The sequence below is a fragment of the Pontibacter sp. H249 genome (assembly GCF_037892465.1).
GTDB lineage: Bacteria > Bacteroidota > Bacteroidia > Cytophagales > Hymenobacteraceae > Pontibacter.
The window spans coordinates 14,471-33,145 of sequence record NZ_JBBKTR010000023.1 but is presented as its reverse complement, the minus strand read 5'-3'; the positions used below and the strand labels follow the sequence as shown (position 1 = coordinate 33,145).

General features: G+C 47.0%; 11 protein-coding genes. 6 read left to right on the top strand and 5 right to left on the bottom strand.

Annotated features, from left to right (window positions below):
- Window positions 1-49: 49 nt before the first annotated feature.
- Together WG943_RS20270 and WG943_RS20265 are read right to left on the bottom strand one after the other, a co-directional pair.
- Window positions 50-871: an alpha/beta fold hydrolase gene (locus tag WG943_RS20270; RefSeq protein ID WP_340411774.1), complete on the bottom strand. Its 822-nt coding sequence runs from the start codon at window positions 869-871 to the stop codon at window positions 50-52.
- Between the two features lie 92 nt (window positions 872-963).
- Window positions 964-3,096, bottom strand: a complete 2,133-nt coding sequence (locus WG943_RS20265; protein WP_340411772.1) for a sensor histidine kinase — start codon at window positions 3,094-3,096, stop codon at window positions 964-966.
- 144 nt (window positions 3,097-3,240) lie between these two features.
- Between WG943_RS20265 and WG943_RS20260 the strand changes: the two genes are divergently transcribed.
- From WG943_RS20260 to WG943_RS20235, 6 genes are all read left to right on the top strand, one after another.
- The gene (locus WG943_RS20260) at window positions 3,241-4,008 is read left to right on the top strand and encodes a LytR/AlgR family response regulator transcription factor (protein ID WP_340411770.1); all 768 of its coding nucleotides are present in this window, start codon (window positions 3,241-3,243) and stop codon (window positions 4,006-4,008) included.
- A gap of 29 nt (window positions 4,009-4,037) precedes the next feature.
- Complete coding sequence (locus WG943_RS20255; protein ID WP_340411769.1) at window positions 4,038-4,229, top strand: hypothetical protein; 192 nt, start codon at window positions 4,038-4,040, stop codon at window positions 4,227-4,229.
- A gap of 126 nt (window positions 4,230-4,355) precedes the next feature.
- Window positions 4,356-5,903, top strand: a complete 1,548-nt coding sequence (locus WG943_RS20250) for a sodium:solute symporter family transporter (protein ID WP_340411767.1) — start codon at window positions 4,356-4,358, stop codon at window positions 5,901-5,903.
- Complete coding sequence (locus WG943_RS20245) at window positions 5,893-6,894, top strand: alpha/beta fold hydrolase (protein WP_340411765.1); 1,002 nt, start codon at window positions 5,893-5,895, stop codon at window positions 6,892-6,894. The genes WG943_RS20250 and WG943_RS20245 overlap by 11 nt, the downstream gene beginning before the upstream one ends.
- A gap of 41 nt (window positions 6,895-6,935) precedes the next feature.
- Window positions 6,936-9,431 carry a TonB-dependent receptor gene (locus WG943_RS20240; RefSeq protein ID WP_340411764.1) on the top strand — a complete coding sequence of 832 codons (2,496 nt, stop codon included), beginning with the start codon at window positions 6,936-6,938 and terminating at the stop codon, window positions 9,429-9,431.
- Between the two features lie 77 nt (window positions 9,432-9,508).
- Window positions 9,509-10,276, top strand: coding sequence for a 3-hydroxybutyrate dehydrogenase (locus tag WG943_RS20235; protein WP_340411762.1), 768 nt, complete (start codon window positions 9,509-9,511; stop codon window positions 10,274-10,276).
- A gap of 85 nt (window positions 10,277-10,361) precedes the next feature.
- Here WG943_RS20235 and WG943_RS20230 read toward each other — a convergent pair whose 3' ends face one another.
- The 3 genes from WG943_RS20230 to WG943_RS20220 are packed head-to-tail and all read right to left on the bottom strand — an operon-like array spanning window position 10,362 to window position 18,263.
- Window positions 10,362-12,356, bottom strand: coding sequence for an OmpA family protein (locus WG943_RS20230; RefSeq protein WP_340411761.1), 1,995 nt, complete (start codon window positions 12,354-12,356; stop codon window positions 10,362-10,364).
- A gap of 13 nt (window positions 12,357-12,369) precedes the next feature.
- Window positions 12,370-13,332: a PorP/SprF family type IX secretion system membrane protein gene (locus WG943_RS20225; protein ID WP_340411760.1), complete on the bottom strand. Its 963-nt coding sequence runs from the start codon at window positions 13,330-13,332 to the stop codon at window positions 12,370-12,372.
- Between the two features lie 5 nt (window positions 13,333-13,337).
- Window positions 13,338-18,263, bottom strand: a complete 4,926-nt coding sequence (locus WG943_RS20220) for an ice-binding family protein (RefSeq protein ID WP_340411759.1) — start codon at window positions 18,261-18,263, stop codon at window positions 13,338-13,340.
- Window positions 18,264-18,675: the final 412 nt, after the last annotated feature.

Sequence of the window (18,675 nt, the reverse complement as noted above, 5' to 3'; positions counted from 1 at the left end):
AGACGCTGTGAGGTTTGGCAAGTCTAACCCGATACACAGCACTCTAAACTTATACTGTCTTGGCCTGCCTAACTTTAGCAGCAAAGGTGTCCAGCAATTGAATCAGGTCCGGGATACATTCCAGGTTGAGTGTATGGCCTACGTTTGGCACGATTTCCAGCTCCGCGTTTGGTAGTGCCTGGTACATCGCTTTTCCCATTTCTACAGTACACAGCGGGTCTTCTTCCCCTTGAACCACTAGCACCGGCACCTCTACTTTCTTTAGTTCATTTAGGTAGTTATCGCTTTCTTTTGTGGCCTGTGTTAGTTTCAGAATGTTTTCTGGGGTTGGGCTTTGGTTGGCCTTGGCGTTTTTAAGGTTTTCAATCGTGATAATCGGGTTCAGGAAATAGCTTCGCCCCAGCACTGTTGGCAGCATCACATCCAGCATCAGCGGATAACCTCCGGCTTTTAAGGCAGCTTCCCAGCTATAGCCAATCGCATCAAAATAAGCATCTTTATACGGAAAGGTAGACAGCAGTGCCCCTGCCTGCGCCAACTCAGGGTAGTTAACTAGGAAACGCTGCGCCACAGCTCCGCCATAGGATATTCCCACCAGCATTGTCTCCGGCAGATCAAGGGTCTTTAATAAATCTGCTACATCGGCTGCGTGGCCTTCGAAACTACGGTGATCCGGCGCTGCATCGCTTTGCCCCTGAAACAGCAGGTCTATCAATACTAATCTATACTCTTTACCAAGTGCATGCACCAGACCCGCCCAGGCTGCAGTAGACTGAGAAAGTCCGTTCAGAAAAACAATGGCTTGTGAGGCCTCGCTGTTGCCGTGCAGTTCGTAGTACAATTGCAGTCCGTCTGGTAAGGTGTGTTTCATGAGGTTATGTGTTGGTGAAGTGATGAGCAAATCTAACGGATTATCCTAAAAAGAGAAATTACAAAGTACGGGATTAAAGCTTGCTGGCTTGTTTAGCAGATCTCCTCTTCCAGTTCCCGCTCCTGGTTGCGGCTGGCTTTGGTAAGCGCTAATGGCACAGTAAACCAAAAGCAGGAGCCTTTTCCTTCCTCGCTTTTTACTTTAATGCTTCCGCCGCAACGCTCTACAAACATACGGCAAAGCATTAAGCCTAGGCCAGTGCCCTTCTCGTTTGCTGTCCCTTTGGTGGTAATAGCCGGTTGCTGGGCATGTAAAAGCGACTTAATTACCTCTGCGTTCATACCTACTCCACTGTCCTCTACATAAATTTCTGCATACCTGCCTCGGGCTTTTGCTGTTACTTTTATCTCCCCGCCTGCATTAGAGAACTTAATCGCGTTGTGCAGCAGGTTCCGTACAATAAAGTCGAGCATATTGGCATCGGCGAAAACCGTTACCTCTGTTGGCACCGCCACCTGCCACTGTAGTTGCTTTGTATCGGCAGTATCCTGCAGCAAGGTTACGTTGCGCTGCACCAACTCCTGTAAGTTTAGCTGTTCCGGCTCAAAGCGCATAGAGTGTTCAGAGTCAGTTTGGGAGGCAGCCCATTGCAGCAGGTTCTCTAGCAGCGCCTGCAGGTTGCGCACTGATAGTTGCGTGTGGTTAGCCAGTTTTTGCATTTGCTCCGGCTTCATCCTGTCAGAGAAATTAAGCAGAATGTTCAGGAAAGAGTCCAGGGTAGCCAGTGGTGTGCGCAGGTCGTGGGAGATAATGGAAAAGAAGCGGTCTTTTAATTGGTTGAGGCGGCGCAGCTTGTGCTCGGATGCCCGCAGTTGGCGCACTGTCTGGTTCAGCTCTTGTGTTTTAAGGCGAAGGGCAGCTGTGCGATTTTCCACGGTTACTTCCAGCTCCTGCTTCTGCTGTTCTGCCATTCGCTTGCGTTCTGTTTCCTTCTCCAGCTCCAGCCGTTTTTTCTCCAACACCTCTGCAGCAAGTTCGTTTGTAACGGTGTTTAGCCTGTAAGCCAGGCCAAGCGAGAACAGCACTACCTGTGCCACCATGCCTACCTGCGCCGAGTATACTGTAAGTGTAGTATTGGGCAGCAGGTGCGTTTCTTTAAGTATAAACAGCAGCGCCCCCACCACAAAAAACACGTTGGCAATTAAAAAGTATAAAGCCGGACGATACCCTTGTCGCAACGATGCCACCCCAACAAAGAGCATCACGATCAGCACAACACCTCCTATAATCCCGATCAGGTCTACGCATGGTTGCAGCAGATCCAGCGGTGTAAAGTACGACAGCAGCCCCATTGCCACTGGTAACGCATACAGCATGGCCAACAACCGCAGCAGCTTGTCCCAAAGGGGCAGGTTTTGCTTTGTGCCCAGGTAGCTACGCGTAAACAGCAGCCGGAACAGGCCATTAAAAGTAACAATAAAGGCAAAGCTATGGGCATTCCAGTAAGGTGCGTTGGGCCACAGCAATTCCAGTGCAAAGCCATGGTAAAACATAAAGTATAAACCTGTACCCAGCAGTGCCAGCACGTAGTATAAATAGCTGCGGTCACGCACCGAGATAAACAGCACCAGGTTGTAGAGCGTCATCACCAAGATAATGCCCATAAACAGGCCCTGCACCAGCAAGCGGTTATTGTTCTTTTTTACCACCTGCTCAGGCATGTAGAGTTGCAGGCTCAGGCGCTGTGGCTTGTACAGGTTCAGGTCGCCTTGCAGGCGCAGGTATAGCAGCGTGTGGCTGTGTGGCATTAGCCTTACCCGCAGGTAAGGTTTATTTTGTGGCACGTCGCGTTCCTGCACAGGCAACAACTGCCCAGTTTGCTGTACTTTAAAAACTCCGTCTGGTTGTAAGGTATAAAGCTGTAGTTTACTCCAGTCGCCGGCGTAGAGGTAACGCTCCTGCTCATTGTTGCTGCTGTTGTGCAGTGCCACCCGCACCCAATGCACCGTTTTGCCCGCCTGCAGTGTAGCAATAGTATCCAGTTTTTCGAAGGGTAGTTGCCGCACCTGTTTTACTGAAAGTTTCGCGCCAGTGTCATGGTATACTTGCAGCTGGTGTGCCAGTATTTGTTGCCTGGCCTGCAGTTCTACCGTACTTGGGAGCCGCTCTGCTGCCGATACTGGCAGGTACAGCAGCATCAGCAGGCTTAAAAACCAGTTTCGCAAGCGGTTGAAGTATAACAGGTGGGGCAAAAGCATACATCAATTTACAAAAAATCTATTAATAGCTATACTTGTTATGAACACCAGCTGCAGCCGTTTCTTAGTTAGTGGTAAATTTTCTATCTTGAATGGATTAAACTTACAAGTATGGCCAAAGTAAAACTTTTGATTGCCGAAGACGATGTGGTGATTGCGCAAAACCTTTCATTCTCGCTGGAGGAGATGGGGTACGAGGTATGTGCCATCGTAAGTTCCGGAGAAGAACTGCTGCTGGAGGTGCACAAGTATAACCCCGACCTAACCATACTGGATATTACGCTAGAGGGCAAGCTTGATGGAATAGACACGGCAGCGATGCTTTCAAAGTCGAGTAAAATACCTTTCATTTTCATGACGGCTCTGTCGGATAAAGAAACGATTGACCGTGCCAAGCAAACAAACCCGCACGCTTACCTGGTAAAGCCCTTTGATGTGCGCACACTGCAGAGCAGCATAGAAGTGGCCATACACAATGCAAGCCTACGACAGCAACTAGCAACAGCTGCATCTACAGAACCTGCCCCGGAACCACCTGCCAACGAAGCACCAGCTAACTACCTGCTTCACGATACACTGTTCCTGAAAGTGCGCAACCGTTTAGAAAAAGTGGCTTTGGGTGATATAGTATGGGCTGAAGCGCAGGATATCTACTGCAACATTAAAACACAACAGCACCTGTACCTGGTTAGCCAAAGCCTCAAAAACCTGGAGCAGCACCTGCCTAACAAAGATTTTATGCGGGTACATCGTTCCTATATCGTGCGCCTTACGGCCATAGAGGCCATAGAGGATAACAATATCCTGATTAGTGGCAAAAGTATACCTATCGGCAACACCCATAAAGATTCGCTGCTGAAGCGTTTGCAGATACTATAGCTGAGTTATTTTAGATTGGTTATTCGAGAATGATCGACATCGCCCTGCTCCCTTCAAAGGGGACTTTTCATTTAGTTCTTTTCTGTCATCCTGTAAAGGAGCTTTCTCAAGACTTTTATCAGAATGAGACGGCTCTGCCGTCAAAGGGAGCAGGGGGTATGATTACATTAGCAGATAACCGCTTCATAAATAAAAATGAGTGCCTGCTCACCCACCTATAAAAGGTATCACCTCATCATCCTCCTATTTCACCTTAAAAAAAGCAGAGTTGGCAAGTATAGCAGCGGAGCTATGTGTAATATTTCCTAAATTAATAGAACAAATTATTACTCATAACACCACTCCCTATGAACAGCTTGGCCCCATCTGAACTTGTAACGGCTGGTTGGATACTGGTTATCGCTTACGCTGCGCTTATACTTTTCTTTGTAGTGCGGGGTGCCCTGCGTATTCGTTCTATTTCCGATTATGCCTTGGGTAGTGTGGCTTTCTCGCCTGTGGCAGTTGGTCTTGCGCTGGCCGCCTCCATGACGAGCGCCGCGACCTTTATCATTAACCCCGGCTTTGTAGCGCTGTACGGCGTAAGCGGTTTTATATCGATGGCGATAGCCTTACCGGCTGCTGCTCTTTTATCCTTAGTAGTGCTCACCAAAGGTTTCAGAAGTATGGGCACGGCTGTAAAGGCGCAAACAATGGCCCAATGGATGGGGGCCGTGTACAAGAGTAAAGGCTACACCATGTTCTTCGCTTTCCTGTCGCTGCTGCTGATTACGTTTATTGTTTTGATTTGCGTGGGCCTTACCAAAGTGCTGGCAAGCGTGCTAAACTTAAACGAGCTGCATGTATGCGTGGGCATTGTTGTGTTTGTGTTTGGCTATATGATGTTTGGCGGTGCCAACTCCATGGTATACACCAACATGATCCAGGCCATCTTAATGGTGATTGTAGCTTTTATACTTTTAGGCTCAGGCTACGAGCATTTCAGCAACGGCGTGCATGGCTTTTTAGATAAGCTGGCTGCCATAGACCCACTGCTGGTGGAGCCTACTAACCCGCAGAGTTTCCTGTTCCGCGATAATTTTGAGATCATCTTTTGCCAACTAATTATAGGTGTTGCTATTGTTTGCCAGCCGCACATTATTACCAAATCGCTGCTGCTCAAAAACGAAAAGGACGTTAATTTATACTTGCTGGTAGGGGTGGTAACCGAGGCGCTTTTTTTCCTTGTAGTAATAGCCGGACTTTATGCCCGCATCTCCTTCCCGGATTTAAGTATAAATGGCACCGCTATTCCTGTTGATGGCATCATGTCGGCTTACGTGGTAAGCGAGTTTCCGGTGTATGTGGGGCTGCTGGTGGTAATGGGGCTGATCTCTGCCGGATTGTCTACTTTAGAAGGCCTCATCCAATCGCTTTCCATTACCATCACTTCGGATATACTTACTCCTATATTTGGGCCAAGAGTAGAGACACGCAGCGTATTGGTAAACAGGCTGGTGATTGTAGCACTGGCTGTTGTAACTATCCTGCTAACTTTTGACCAGTTAATTAATCCAAACCTGAGCGTAGGTATCTTTGCACAGAACGGAGTATATGCTTACTTCTCGGCGGCCTTTGTGCCGGTGTTGTTTGGCATGTTCCTGAAACGGGTACCGCTTATTGCGCCTGTTGCGGCTTCGCTTACTTCGGTAGCCGTGCATTTTGCTATATACTATGGCGGCCTTACTTCTTATATGGATGCTCCGGTACGAAACCCGGGTATAGCAGCCGCACTGGCCATACTTGCCTCGGTTATAGTAGGTTTCTCCTTGTACTTCTCCTTCCGAAAGCCTGCGCGTGCAAACGAATCTGTGTCTTCCAATGCTAAAAAACAACCTGTTGCTTATGAGAACTAAGTATAGAATTCCGCTCCTGCTTTCGTTTTTGTGCCTGGTCGGGCTTAACGGCCAGTGCCAGTCGCCGGCCACTCAATCTGCTGGTGCAGCCACAGCTACTCCTGCCGCAGATCCTGTGTTCGAGAGCCTGAAGTATAAATTCCCGACAAAGAAAGTAACACTTTCCAACGGGCAGTCTATGGCTTATGTTGACGAGGGCAAAGGGTCAGAGACCATCATCTTTATACATGGCCTGGGCAGCTATTTACCAGCCTGGGAAAAGAACATAGCAGAGCTGAGTAACAACTACAGAACTATTGCCTTAGACCTTCCCGGTTATGGGAAGTCGTCGAAAGAAAACGTGCAGGTAAGTATGGATGCCTATGCCAAAACGGTACTGGAACTCATGGATAAGCTGAAGCTAAAAAAAGCTACACTGGCAGGCCACTCGATGGGCGGACAGATTGCCATAACTGCAGCTTTGCAGGCACCGGAACGGGTTAGCAAACTTATACTTGTAGCCCCTGCCGGCCTGGAGACATTTACAGACCAACAGAAGCAAATGTTTAAAATGGCGGTAACGCCGGAGAGCGTGCAGAAAACCACTCCAGAGCAAACAGCTGCCAATTATAAAATTAACTTCTACAAGATGCCGGCAGAGGCGCAGCACATGGTAGATGAGCGCCTGCTGATCATGAAGTCGGAGCAGTTTGATGATTATAGCAAAGCAGTGGCAAGCAGTGTGGCTGCTATGGTAGATGAGCCGGTACACGAAAAGCTACCGCTGTTAAAAATGCCGACGCTGATTGTGTTTGGTGAGAACGATGCTTTAATCCCTAACAAATATTTTAACCCAAACCTTACCCCAAAAGCTGTGGCCGAGATGGGCAAAGAGCGCATCCCAAACAGCCAGCTTGTTATGATCCCTGAGGCAGGGCACTTCCTGCAGTATGAGCAACCGGCCGCTTTTAACAAAGCTGTGCAACAGTTTATGAAGAACAGTACGAAATAAAATTATCCCTTAAATCAATAACCTAACTAACCTTACCTCACATGAAAAAGATTTACCTTATCCTGCTTTCGCTGCTGTGCATAGTGCAGGCAGCGTTTGCCCAAGGTGGAGCCATTAAAGGAAGAGTGGTCGGTGCTGACACAGAAGAGGCCCTGATAGGCGCTACTGTGTTGGTAGATGGCACCTCCAGGGGCGCAACCACTAACACAAACGGTGAATTTATGATCACCAATGTGCCTGCGGGCAACCATAGCCTGCGCATAACCTATGTTGGTTATTCTTACCCTAAAATTGCTGTTTCTGTAACTGCAGGAGGTACAGCAGATATAGGCACCATCTCGATGAGGTCGTCTAACGTGATCGGCGAAGAGGTGGTAGTATCAGCTACACGACGTCCGGAGAAGTTAACAGAGGCACCGGCCGCTATCAGCGTTATCTCTTCACGTGATCTGGATGCCTTGCCGTCGTTTAACGTAGGTGAGTTGCTTAACAAAGTGCAGGGCGTAGAGGTGGTTCGTTCTGGTGTGATAGGTGTAGGTATAAATGCACGTGGCTTTAACAGCGCCTTCAACGTGAAGATGTTCCAGATGACAGATGGCCGTAACTCGATGCTGCCAGGCGGTACAGGTTTGCCAGCAGGTTTTTACAACACAGTTATCAAGGAAGACATTGAGCGTGTAGAAGTAATTTTAGGTCCTTCTTCGGCTTTGTATGGCCCTAATGCTCATAACGGTATTATTAACACCATCACCAAAGACCCACGCCGCCACCCTGGCACAACAGTAGCAATAGGTGCCGGTAACCAAAGCGTGTTAAGCGGACGCGTACGCCATGCTGGTATCATCTCTGATAAGTTTGCCTATAAAGTAACCGGTGAGTATACAGAAGGCGAAGACTTTGAGTTTATTGATACAGTGTACAGCGCCCCTGCCCTTGGTAGATTGCCAGAGTATGACGTGGATTTTGGTTTTAAATCGAAGCGTGGTAGTGCCGCATTATACTATAGCCCAACCGACAAGACAGACGTTATACTTGACTACGGCATTGGCCAGGGCGATAACATTGGTGTAACAAACAACGGCCGCAACCAGATTAACGGCTGGACCTTCCAATACCTGCAGGGCCGTGTTGTGTCGCCTCGTGTGTTTGCGCAGTTGTACAGCACCTGGAACGATGCCGGAGATACTTACCAAATCAACGCACGCACAGTAAACTACTATAACTTACGCGCCCGCGGCTACTCAGAAGACGTTGCCGCCAGATACTCCAAGTCAGGTGCCAAGGCAGGCGAAATAGGAGCTAACTCTCCTGCTATTGCTTTCCCTGGATTTATAGACAAGAGCCACCGCGTTAACGGTGAAGTTCAGTATAACAACAACTTTGCAGGCTTTGATATAATTACCGGCATAAACTACCAGCGCGATGTAGCCTATAGCCGCCAAACATACTTAGATGATGCGGATGGTAATATTATTCTGAACCAGTATGGTGCAGTCGCTCAGGTAGAGCGCAACCTCAACAGTAAGCTTCGTGCAGTGGTAGCGGCTCGTGTAGATTACCACGATAACTATGGCACCCAATTCAGCCCGAAAGCTGCCTTAACATACGCAGCGCTTAACGGCTCTTTTAGGGCAACTTACGGCCGTGCTTACTCTGCGCCTTCAATTCAGTTCCAAGAGTTTTACCTAAACAACGGTGCATTGGCCATACTTGGTAACGGAGCCGGTTTAACTATCCAAAACACCGAGACTGGTGCTATCAGAACTATTGATAAGCTTGAGCCAGAAAAAGTGCAGACATTTGAAGTAGGTTATAAAGGCACGCCAACAGAGAAGCTGTTTATTGACCTCAGCAGCTGGTACTCGAAGTCAGAAGACTTTATTTCTCCGCTTACTGCTGTTACTCCTTTAGCTGGTAAAGAGAAGGTAATTAAAAAAGGTGATCAGGATGTGTCAGAAAGATCTTCTAATCTTTTAAACTACTACCTGACTTACCTGAACTACGGCAACGTAAACTCATGGGGTACTGATTTTGGCCTGAACTATTACATCAACGACTTCTTTAGCATCGGCGCCAAGTATTCTTACTTTAATTCAGATATTACCGACACCGACAATTTAGACAACGACGCAAACGGCGACAAAGTGGTATCTGTAGCAGAAAGCAGCCTGAACGCTGCCAACCACCGCTACAACTTCAACTTTACCGCCCGCAACCTGTTCGACAAGAAGTTCTTTGGTTCAGTAAATGTGCGCATCCTGCCAGAGTATGATTTCTATTCAGGGTCACAGATTGCAGCCAAAGAAAATGAAGGCAAGCGTGTAGCACCTTTCAACTATAACTATGGTCCGTTAGGCGGCTTTACTTCTGTTGATCTTAGTGCAGGCTATAAATTTACCAACTGGCTTACATTAGGTGGCAGCGTAACCAACTTGTTCGATACGCCGCAGCGTGAGTACGTAGGTTCGCCAGAGATTGGCCGCCTGTACAATGTAGAGCTGCGTTTCGACTTCGGCGGAAAAAATAAGGTTAATTAGGTTAGACTAGATTTGATTTCCAAAGCGCTCCTAAAGGGCGCTTTGGCTTTTTACAGCAATATCAAAAAGTATAAATCATGAAGAACGCACTTATTACAGGAGGCACCAGCGGCATAGGACTTGGCATAGCAAAGCATTTTGCCGCTAATGGCTACAACCTGCTGGTAAACGGCCTGGAGCAAAACGGTGCAGACATTGCCAGTAAACTAAGCTCCGAGTATGGGGTAAAAGTAATTTTTTCGGCTGCTAACTTAATGCACCCGGATCAGATACGGCACATGGTACAGCAAGCCGAGAAAGAGTTAGGGCAGGTAGATGTGCTGGTGAACAATGCAGGCATACAGTATGTGGCACCCGTAGATGAGTTTCCGGAAGAGAAGTGGGATGCTATACTTTCTGTAAATCTTTCATCGTCATTTCATACTTCCAAGGCCGTCTGGAAAGGTATGAAAGAACGAAAGTATGGCCGCATTATTAACATTGCCTCTGCCCATGCTTTGCGTGCCTCGGAGTTTAAAGCTGCTTATGTTGCAGCCAAACACGGTATAGCCGGCCTTACTAAAGTACTCGCGTTGGAGGGTGCTCCTTTTAATATTACCTGTAACGCCATTTGCCCTGGTTATGTAAGAACGCCATTAGTAGAGGCACAAATAGCAGATCAGGCAAAAGCACATCAGATGTCCGAAACAGACGTGATTGAGAAAGTAATGCTGAAGAAGCAAGCTGTAAAGCAGTTTGTAGATGTTTGTGCTATCGCACAGATGGCGCTGATGCTGGCTTCTCCGGCCTCAGCGCAGTTAACTGGTACTATGTTGCCCATCGACGGAGGTTGGTCAGCTCAGTAGGGTTTTACACCTATAAGTATAAAAAGCCGGGGGCTGCAGTTTATTGCTGCAGCCCCCGGCTTTTTATACTTTAACTTATCTACAGCTATTTTACCAAAGCTGTTTTACCTATAATCTTAAATTCTGTACGTCGGTTCTCTGCATGCATCGACTCTGGGCAACGCACGCCATCTGCACATTTGTTTACCAGCTGGGTTTCGCCATATCCTTTAGCCACCAAACGCTCACGCGGTATGCCTTTCGATACGATATAATCCACAGCACTCTGCGCCCTTAGCTGAGACAGCATTTGGTTATAACCATACGTCTGGCGGCTATCGGTGTGGGAGCTCAGCTCGATTTGAATATGTGGGTTATCTATCAGCGTTTGCACCAGCTTGTCCAACTCTCGGGCAGCCTCAGGTTTAATGTTATACTTATCCAGATCGTAGTAGATGTTTTCCAGCACGATCGGTTTGTTTGGTGTGTCACGGTTAAATACCATCTCTACCTTTACAGAGTCTGTGTTAAAGCGGCAGTCCGGCATCATTGTCAGCGTTTGCGTCAGGTACTTTGGCTTTGTACCCCGAATTGTATAGTTAGTGCTGGCTTTAACCGGAAACGTGAAGTTGCCATTCTTATCAGAGTATATTTCCAGTGGCTTTTCGTTTCCTTCTTCAAAAAGCTGCAGCAATACATTCTCTACAGGTATTTCTTTTTTTCTGGTAGTACCGGCCACGGCAATGCGCTCTATAGTGCGGCCAATCAGAGTACAAGGCACCTTTACTTCTTTAAAGGCAAAAATATCGTCGAAACCGTTGCTGGCCATACGGCCTGAAGATAGAAGCCCTGCTTTGCCATTAGCGTCTATCTGCACGCCAAAATCATCGTGCGATGTGTTGAGCGGGTACTTCAGGTTCTCTACATGGCTCCAGTTCTTATGTGTACCAATGGCTTTAAAAATATCAAGTCCGCCCATACCTATGTGTCCGTCAGAAGAGAAGTATAAATTACCGTCTTCTCCAATACTTGTAAAGCTTTCGCGGCCGGGTGTGTTAATAGTATTTCCTGCGTTCACTGGTTTTCCCCATGTGCCATTATCCTGTAGCTCGCTATAGTAAACATCCGTCTCTCCATAACCACCTGGCATATCTGATACAAAGTATAATATCTTACCATCAGGTGTTACAGTAGGGTGGCCAATAGAATATTCATCTGTGTTGTTGTACTTAAATGCCTTTGCGTTCTCCCATTTCTCGCCTTTGCGCTCTGCTATGTAAATGCCGTGGCGGTTGGTATGGGTGCTGTTCTCACTACCTGAAAACCAGCTGGTAGGATCTGGGTTCGATTTGGAGGCGTTTCGCTTTACTACCTGTGTGCGTGTAAAGTATAACGTCTGCGTTTTTTCTAAGTAAGCTCCGGGAGCGTTGTGATAGGTTGTGTTTATACCTGACGGCAACGGAACCGGTGTAGCCCAGGTGCTGTCGGTTGCTCGCTTAGCAAAGTATACTTGCAGGTATCCGTTGCCGTACCAGTTGTAACGAATAGCTTGCTTGCCTGCCTCCAACCTGTCTGATGCGAAAAATATCCCGTCTTTTGTTCTTACAGGACCGAAATCTGCGCCTTCAGAATTTATAGAGCTGTTTTTTATAACATCATATGGCTTGGGATTAGCCATCCATTTTATGGCTGTATCGCAGGAGGCAGCCATTTTCTGCGCTACAGCTGCCTGTGTCGGTACTTTCTGGCCATACTGGTTAAAAAGGTATTTAGCCTTTGCATAGTTACCATTACGCTTAGCCGACTCTGCATACAAGTAAATAGTGGTAGGGCTTGCATCCGGGAAGTTAACCACCTGTGCGTACCAGAACTCTGCTTCTTTACTGTTGTTGAGGATACGGTAACTGTCGGCAATACGCTGTACTACTGCTATACTTGGCTCGCCGGTATCAAGGATCTTTTTGTAAGCCTCCAGGGCCAAACTAAATTCAAAATTATTGAAGTGCTTGTCTGCCTGCTTCATATCCTGTGCCAGCACTGTTGCTGGCTTCACACACACCAATAGCAACAAGAACAGAGCAAGACGTAAATATAATTTCATGATTGAGTTGGTATTACAAGTTGCGAGGTGTCAGAATGCGGCCTCCATGCTTCTGGAAGAAGGAGTAACCAAGTGATACCTCATGGCTGGAGTAATTATTAAGTGCATTAAGGCTCATATCGTATGAGTAGCCGATACGCATCCTCGGTGTAACATACAGTTGCACCAGAGCTGCCGCCGCGTTACGCGTCGAGAGGTCTTTTGTCTCAACACTTGTAAGCAAAGGCATTGAAGTTCGGTAAGAGCCTCCTACCCAAAAGCGATCGCCAAAAAGCAGGAATGTGTTCAGGTCAATATTTGTAGGGCTTTGGAAGTCTTCTTTAATAAGTATGCTAGGCTTGATGCGCATATTACTGCTCAGGTCGAACATGTAGCCTGTTGATAAGAAATAATGCCTGCGTGGTGTTGTAATCAGCAGATCATCGCTTTTAAAAGGAACCAGGTTGGCAGCAGTTAACCCGGCGTAGTAACGCTCCGTGTTCAGGAACAAACCCACTTTGGCATCCGGCAAAATAACAGACTCACGCCCTTGTGGTATGGCCACATCCGGCACTTGGCTTCCAGGGGTTAGCTTTGTTCCATCAAGTGTATACTGCGCAGCACCAGCTGATAAACCAAAGGCTAATTTAGTGTAACGGCTAAGGTTAACTCTAACCGACACGTTACCATATGCACCGATCGTACTTTGTGCACCCAACCTGTCGTTTACCAGGTAGCCTGCCCAGCCAATATTCTCTTTCTTGGTTGGGCCATCCATACTTAACGTTTGTGTAGTCGGGGCGCCTTCCAGTCCTGTCCATTGGCTACGATGTGTAGCGTTAATGTTCAGAATACCTTTACTGCCCGCGTAAGCAGGATTAATTACCAACTCGTTGAAAATATACTGTGTATACTGCGGAGCCTGCTGTGCAGTAGCTACATGTGCGCTCACGAGTAAGAGCAGCAGCAAAAGTTTGTTTAGTAGAGTTGTTTTCATAAGCATTACCTAACAATCATCACATAACCCTTAAATAGTTGTTCTGTTCCGTCACAAAGCTTAGCACGCACAATGTAATAGTAGGTGCCTTCATTTAGGCCATCGCCGTTCCAGTTGTTTTTATATGATTTGGCTTTGTATACTTCGTTGCCCCAGCGGTTAATAATCGTAAGTTCATTGTCTGGATATTTCTCCAGGTTTTTAACCGCCCAGGTATCGTTGTTGCCGTCGTTGTTCGGAGAGAAGACATTCGGGAAAGCAAGCTCGCTGCTAGCGCGCTCTTTATCTGCCTCAATGCTTATTGGTTCGCTGGTGCAGGTACCGTTATCAACTGTTACAGAGATATTGCCAGTACCTTCTCCGGCTACCACAGCAATTTTATTAGTGCCTTGTCCGCTTATGATTCTCCAACTTGTCGGCACCGTCCAGGTATAAGTTTTGGCACCTGCTACTGTTGCTACCTCGTATACCAGACCTACACATGGTGCACTTAAATCCAGGATCGCTGTCGGCGCCTCAAGCACTTCTATACCTACATTAAGTGGGGCGCTTTGCGTGGATGCACCGCAGCTATTCTTAGCAACTACTGTAATGGCGCCCGGTTTTGTGCCTGCTTTTACAGTTACCTGCGTAGTACCCTGACCTGAAACGATCGTCCAGCCTTCTGGTAAGCTCCACTCATAAGATGATGCATCTGCCACGCCATTAACTGTATATGTTGTTGTGCGGCCTGCACACACAGTGGTGGTGCCGTTTATAATACCTGGAGCAAGCGGAACAGCGCTAACTGGCTTTACCTGTAGCTGCGCTGCGGCGCCGGCGCCGCAGCCATTTGTTGCCACCACTGCCACTGTGCCTGCGTTGTTGGTTGGTCTTACTTTTATGGTACTTGTACCTTGCCCACTTACAATGGCCCAGCCTGTTGGCAACGACCAAGTATAGCCTAAGGCTGCTACTCCTGTTACACTGTATTCTAAAACAGAGCCGTTGCAAGGAGCCGCTGTACCAGTAATGGCTGCAGGTTGTTCTGGCACTGTGTCAGGCTTAACTGTTAAGCTTTGTGCTGACCCTGTACCGCATGGGTTACCGGCTGTTACTGTTACTTCACCGCTTGCTGCACCTGCCGTTACAGTTATCTCTATAGTTCCTTGTCCTGCTGTTATTGTCCATCCTGCTGGCACCGTCCAGGTATAAGTGCTGGCACCGGCAATAGGATCTATACTATACTTTATGTTGGTTTGGTTCTGGCAGAAACTTGCAGCAGGGCCTTTTATACTTAATGGCTTAGCTAAGTTGGTTTGCAGTGGCGTTACGTTTATAGTGCTTGCGCTGCTGCTATTACCACAAGCATTCACAGCGTATACTTTTACTGTGCCAGGGTTATTATTTGTCTGTATCTGTATTGTGTTTGTGCCTTGCCCTGCTACTACAGACCATCCTTCCGGAACTTCCCAAGTATAAAAAGTTGCCCCGGCTACCGGTGCTATGGTAAAGCTTGCAGTTGCGCCTGCACAAACAGCACCTGTACTAGAAATTATGCCAGGAGCCTGTGGCTTTGCAATAGAAATGCTTACCAGTTTGCTTACTGTTGTGCTGCCGCAGTCGTTGTTAGCTGTAAGGCTTACAGTACCGGCGGTTGAACTTGCTTTTACCGTGATTTCCGTAGTGCCTTGCCCAGACAGAATCTGCCAGCCAGCTGGCACAGCCCAATTATATGAGTTAGCGTTTACACCTGGATCAACCTTAAAAGTTGCCGTAATGCCTAAGCAAACATCTGTACCACCCTGAATAATGGTAAGGCCGCTCGGACCTTCTGAGGTAGGCTTAACAGGTAATGTTTGTGCTTCGCCGGTGCCGCAGTTATTTATAGCTGCTACTGTTATATTACCTGCAGTTGTACCTGCAATTACTTTGATAGACGTACCATCCTGCGATACGATTTGCCAGCCGCTTGGCACAGACCATGTGTAGCTGAGCGCTGTTGCAACTTGACCAATGGTGAAAGTATATTCTTTACCCACACATGGTATAGTAGTGCCGCTTATCGGGCCTGGCTTTGCAGGTGGAGCCGTCGTCATAACAGTTGCCAGTTGGGTTTCGCTGGTAACGCCGCACACATTAACAGCCTGCACCGAAATGGTAGCAGCTACAGAGTTGGCATTTACTACTATACTTGTGCTACCCTGGCCAGATACAATCGTCCATCCATTGTTTACTTTCCAAATGTATGATGAAGCTGTTGGTACTGGTTCTATAGAGTATACTATGTTCTTCTGGTTGCTACATACCGAAACGAATCCAAAGATTTCTGCTGGCCTGTCTGGCGGCGAAGGCACCACCTTTACATCCATACTTGCCTCGGCGCTGGCACCGCAGTCGTTTACAGCTACAATTGTTACTTTCCCTTCTGTTGCACTTGGCGTAATGCTGATCTTGTTCGAGCCCTGACCGGAGTTAATTACCCAGCCGCTTGGTACAGACCACGTGTAGTTCGTAACACCAGCAATGGGTGCTACACTAAATTCAAAACCTGGCTCATCCTGGCAAACTACGCTAGGGCCGTCAATTGTCGTTATTGGTCCTGGCACATCTGTTTGTGGCGTTACATCAAGCTCCCTTGCAAGTCCTACTCCACACACATTGCTACCAGTTACTGTTACCTTACCTTTTTCTGTACCTACTGTAACTGTAATAGAGGTAGTGCCCTGTCCACTTATAATTGCCCACCCCGCTGGAACCGTCCAGGTGTAAGAAGTGGCTCCATGCAGATCTGCAACAGAATATGTACCTGTGCTATTGGCACAGCCATACTGCTTTCCTGTTATCGGACCTGGCATAGCTGGCTCTCCCTCTGTTGGCGCTACTGTTTTAAAGCTTGCAGCACTTGCACCGCATTGGTTCATTGCAACAACCTTAATTTCTCCGCCACTTGTGCTGGCATTTACTGTTATACTTGTAGTGCCTTGCCCCGAAGTAATCTCCCATCCCTGAGGTAGTGTCCAAGTGTAACTAGATGCACCTAAAACCGGATCAATAGAGTATACAAGGCCTTTTTCGTTGGCGCAGGAGTTTAATTCTCCGGTTATAGGCCCTGGCGCTTCTGTGGGAGAGAGTGTCGGCGTTACCAGCATAGTACGCGCTTCGCCCAAGCCACAGGCATTGGAAGCCATTACAGACACGCTTCCTGCAATACTTCCTACAGTTACTATAATGCTGTTGGTGTTTTGTCCTGATTTGATTGTCCAGTCGGCAGGCACCGACCATACATAGCCAGTTGCTCCTGCAGTAGCATCTATCTCGAATGTCACGTTGCTGCCCACGCAGCTATCGTTTACACCGCGTATGGCCACATTAATTTGAGGCACATCGGTAGCTACATTTACATTGAAGGATTGCGGGCTGCTATCGCCACACCTGTTTGATGCTACTACAGTTACTGCACCGCTTACCGCACCTGCTTTTACTATAATTTCTGTAGTGCCCTGACCTTGTGTGATACTCCAGCCTTCCGGCAATGACCAAGTATAGCTCAAAGCATTCTGCACCGGATCTATTTTGTAAACTAAGCCTTCTGTGCCCACGCATACATCATCAATACCAGTTATAGGCCCTGGTTTAAGAGGCGGGTCAGGCAGCGGAGTTACGTCCAGTACCTGTGCCGGTCCCTCTCCGCATATATTGCTTGCCTTTACAGTTATCTGCCCTGGCTGCGAACCTGGCCTTACGCTTATACTTGTAGGGCCTAACTGTGTAAACTGCCATCCAGCGGGCACACTCCATACAAACTTGGTTGCTCCTGCCACTGGTGCTATACTATATACATAAGTGGAGTTACGGCATACTTCTTTAGGGCCGGCAATATTACTTGTTTCTGGTAGCAGTACGCAGTAGTTTACGATTGTAGAGTTGTTAATCAGATCTTCATCTATATTATCGCCTTCTACTACAGCTCTTACAAAGCCAAATCCAGATCTGTCGAGTTTTACTTTAAGCGTTAGGGTAAGCGACTCGTTATAAGCAATTTTGCCTATTTTCCACTCGCCGGTTTCTTCATTAAATATGGTGCCGGCTCTGCTGCTGCTATAGCTCAGCAACTCACCCACAAAGGCAATAGTCCTTACATAGGCCTCTGCTTCGTCTGCGGGGCCATTGTTTGTTATCGTAAAATAAAAAGTCACCTCTTCGTTTTGCTGGTAAGACGCAGCTCCAGTAGAACTGGCACTTAAGGAGATATCTATTTTAAGATCGGAAGGCGCACTAAGTATAGACTGATTCAAATGCAGCTCGTCCTGCAAGGAAATAACTCTCCCCTGCAGGCGCACACCTTCACTTAAGGTTATTTTACCTTTTGAGATAAATGTACCTTCTATAAGGGCATTCTTACCAACGGTGATATCGCCATCTACTACCCAAAGTATGTTACTGGTAGCAGCTTTATTCGTGTAGTCTAAGATGGTGTTACTTGAGATATCGAGGTTACCTGTGATCTGAAAAATATAGACTGGCTTTGCCTGGCCTGCATCAGAGAGTACCACATTTCCGGAAAAGGAGGCATTACCGTTAACTTTGTATACGCCTGGCTCATAAACCATGCTGCCCAAGTTACTGCTGGGTTCTAGAGTAGTAGAGGAAAGCGTAAAAGCAGAAGCAAAAGCTGAGTTCGCATCTTGCAGTGCCTGCTTTGCGGCGTTACTATTCACTTCTGGAGTACGGGCAGAAATACCTGGCGGAAAACCCGTTATATCACCGTTGGCTACACCAAGATTTGCATTTACAATTGTACTGCCTGTGCTTACAACCTTCTTATAAGCAAGGGCATTGTAGTTGTAAGCCGACCCAAGGGCAGGGATCTGCTGAGCAGAAGCAAGAAAAGACGGAGTGCAAAGGTATACTACAAAAAGTAATATAACTTTTCCTAATAAGCTTCTCATTAAGTTGTTTTGTAAAAGTTTTGCTATAAAGATCTTATTTAAATAAACTCAATAAAGCTAATGTAGCACCCCCCTTTGCACTAAATTAGCCACCTGATTTCTGAGCTAAACTACGCCACATAAAAAATGGTGCAATTCCTCAAGTCAAAATTTTATTAAAGCGCTTTCTCAGCGCTAATCCCCTATTGGTATCTCGATGTTCCTTCTAAATTTTAGTTTTTTTTGATACAATCCAAATAATATCTAAAAAATAAAATTTAATTATTCATTGAATCACCTTTTAAAGTATACCAAAAACTGCATATTTACCTAATACAATTTCACTCCTCCTTTAAATAAGCAGGTTTAACTTAGGTAAAAATTGAATTTTACTTATATTTAAAACTGAAAGGCGCACAAAGGTAACACACTA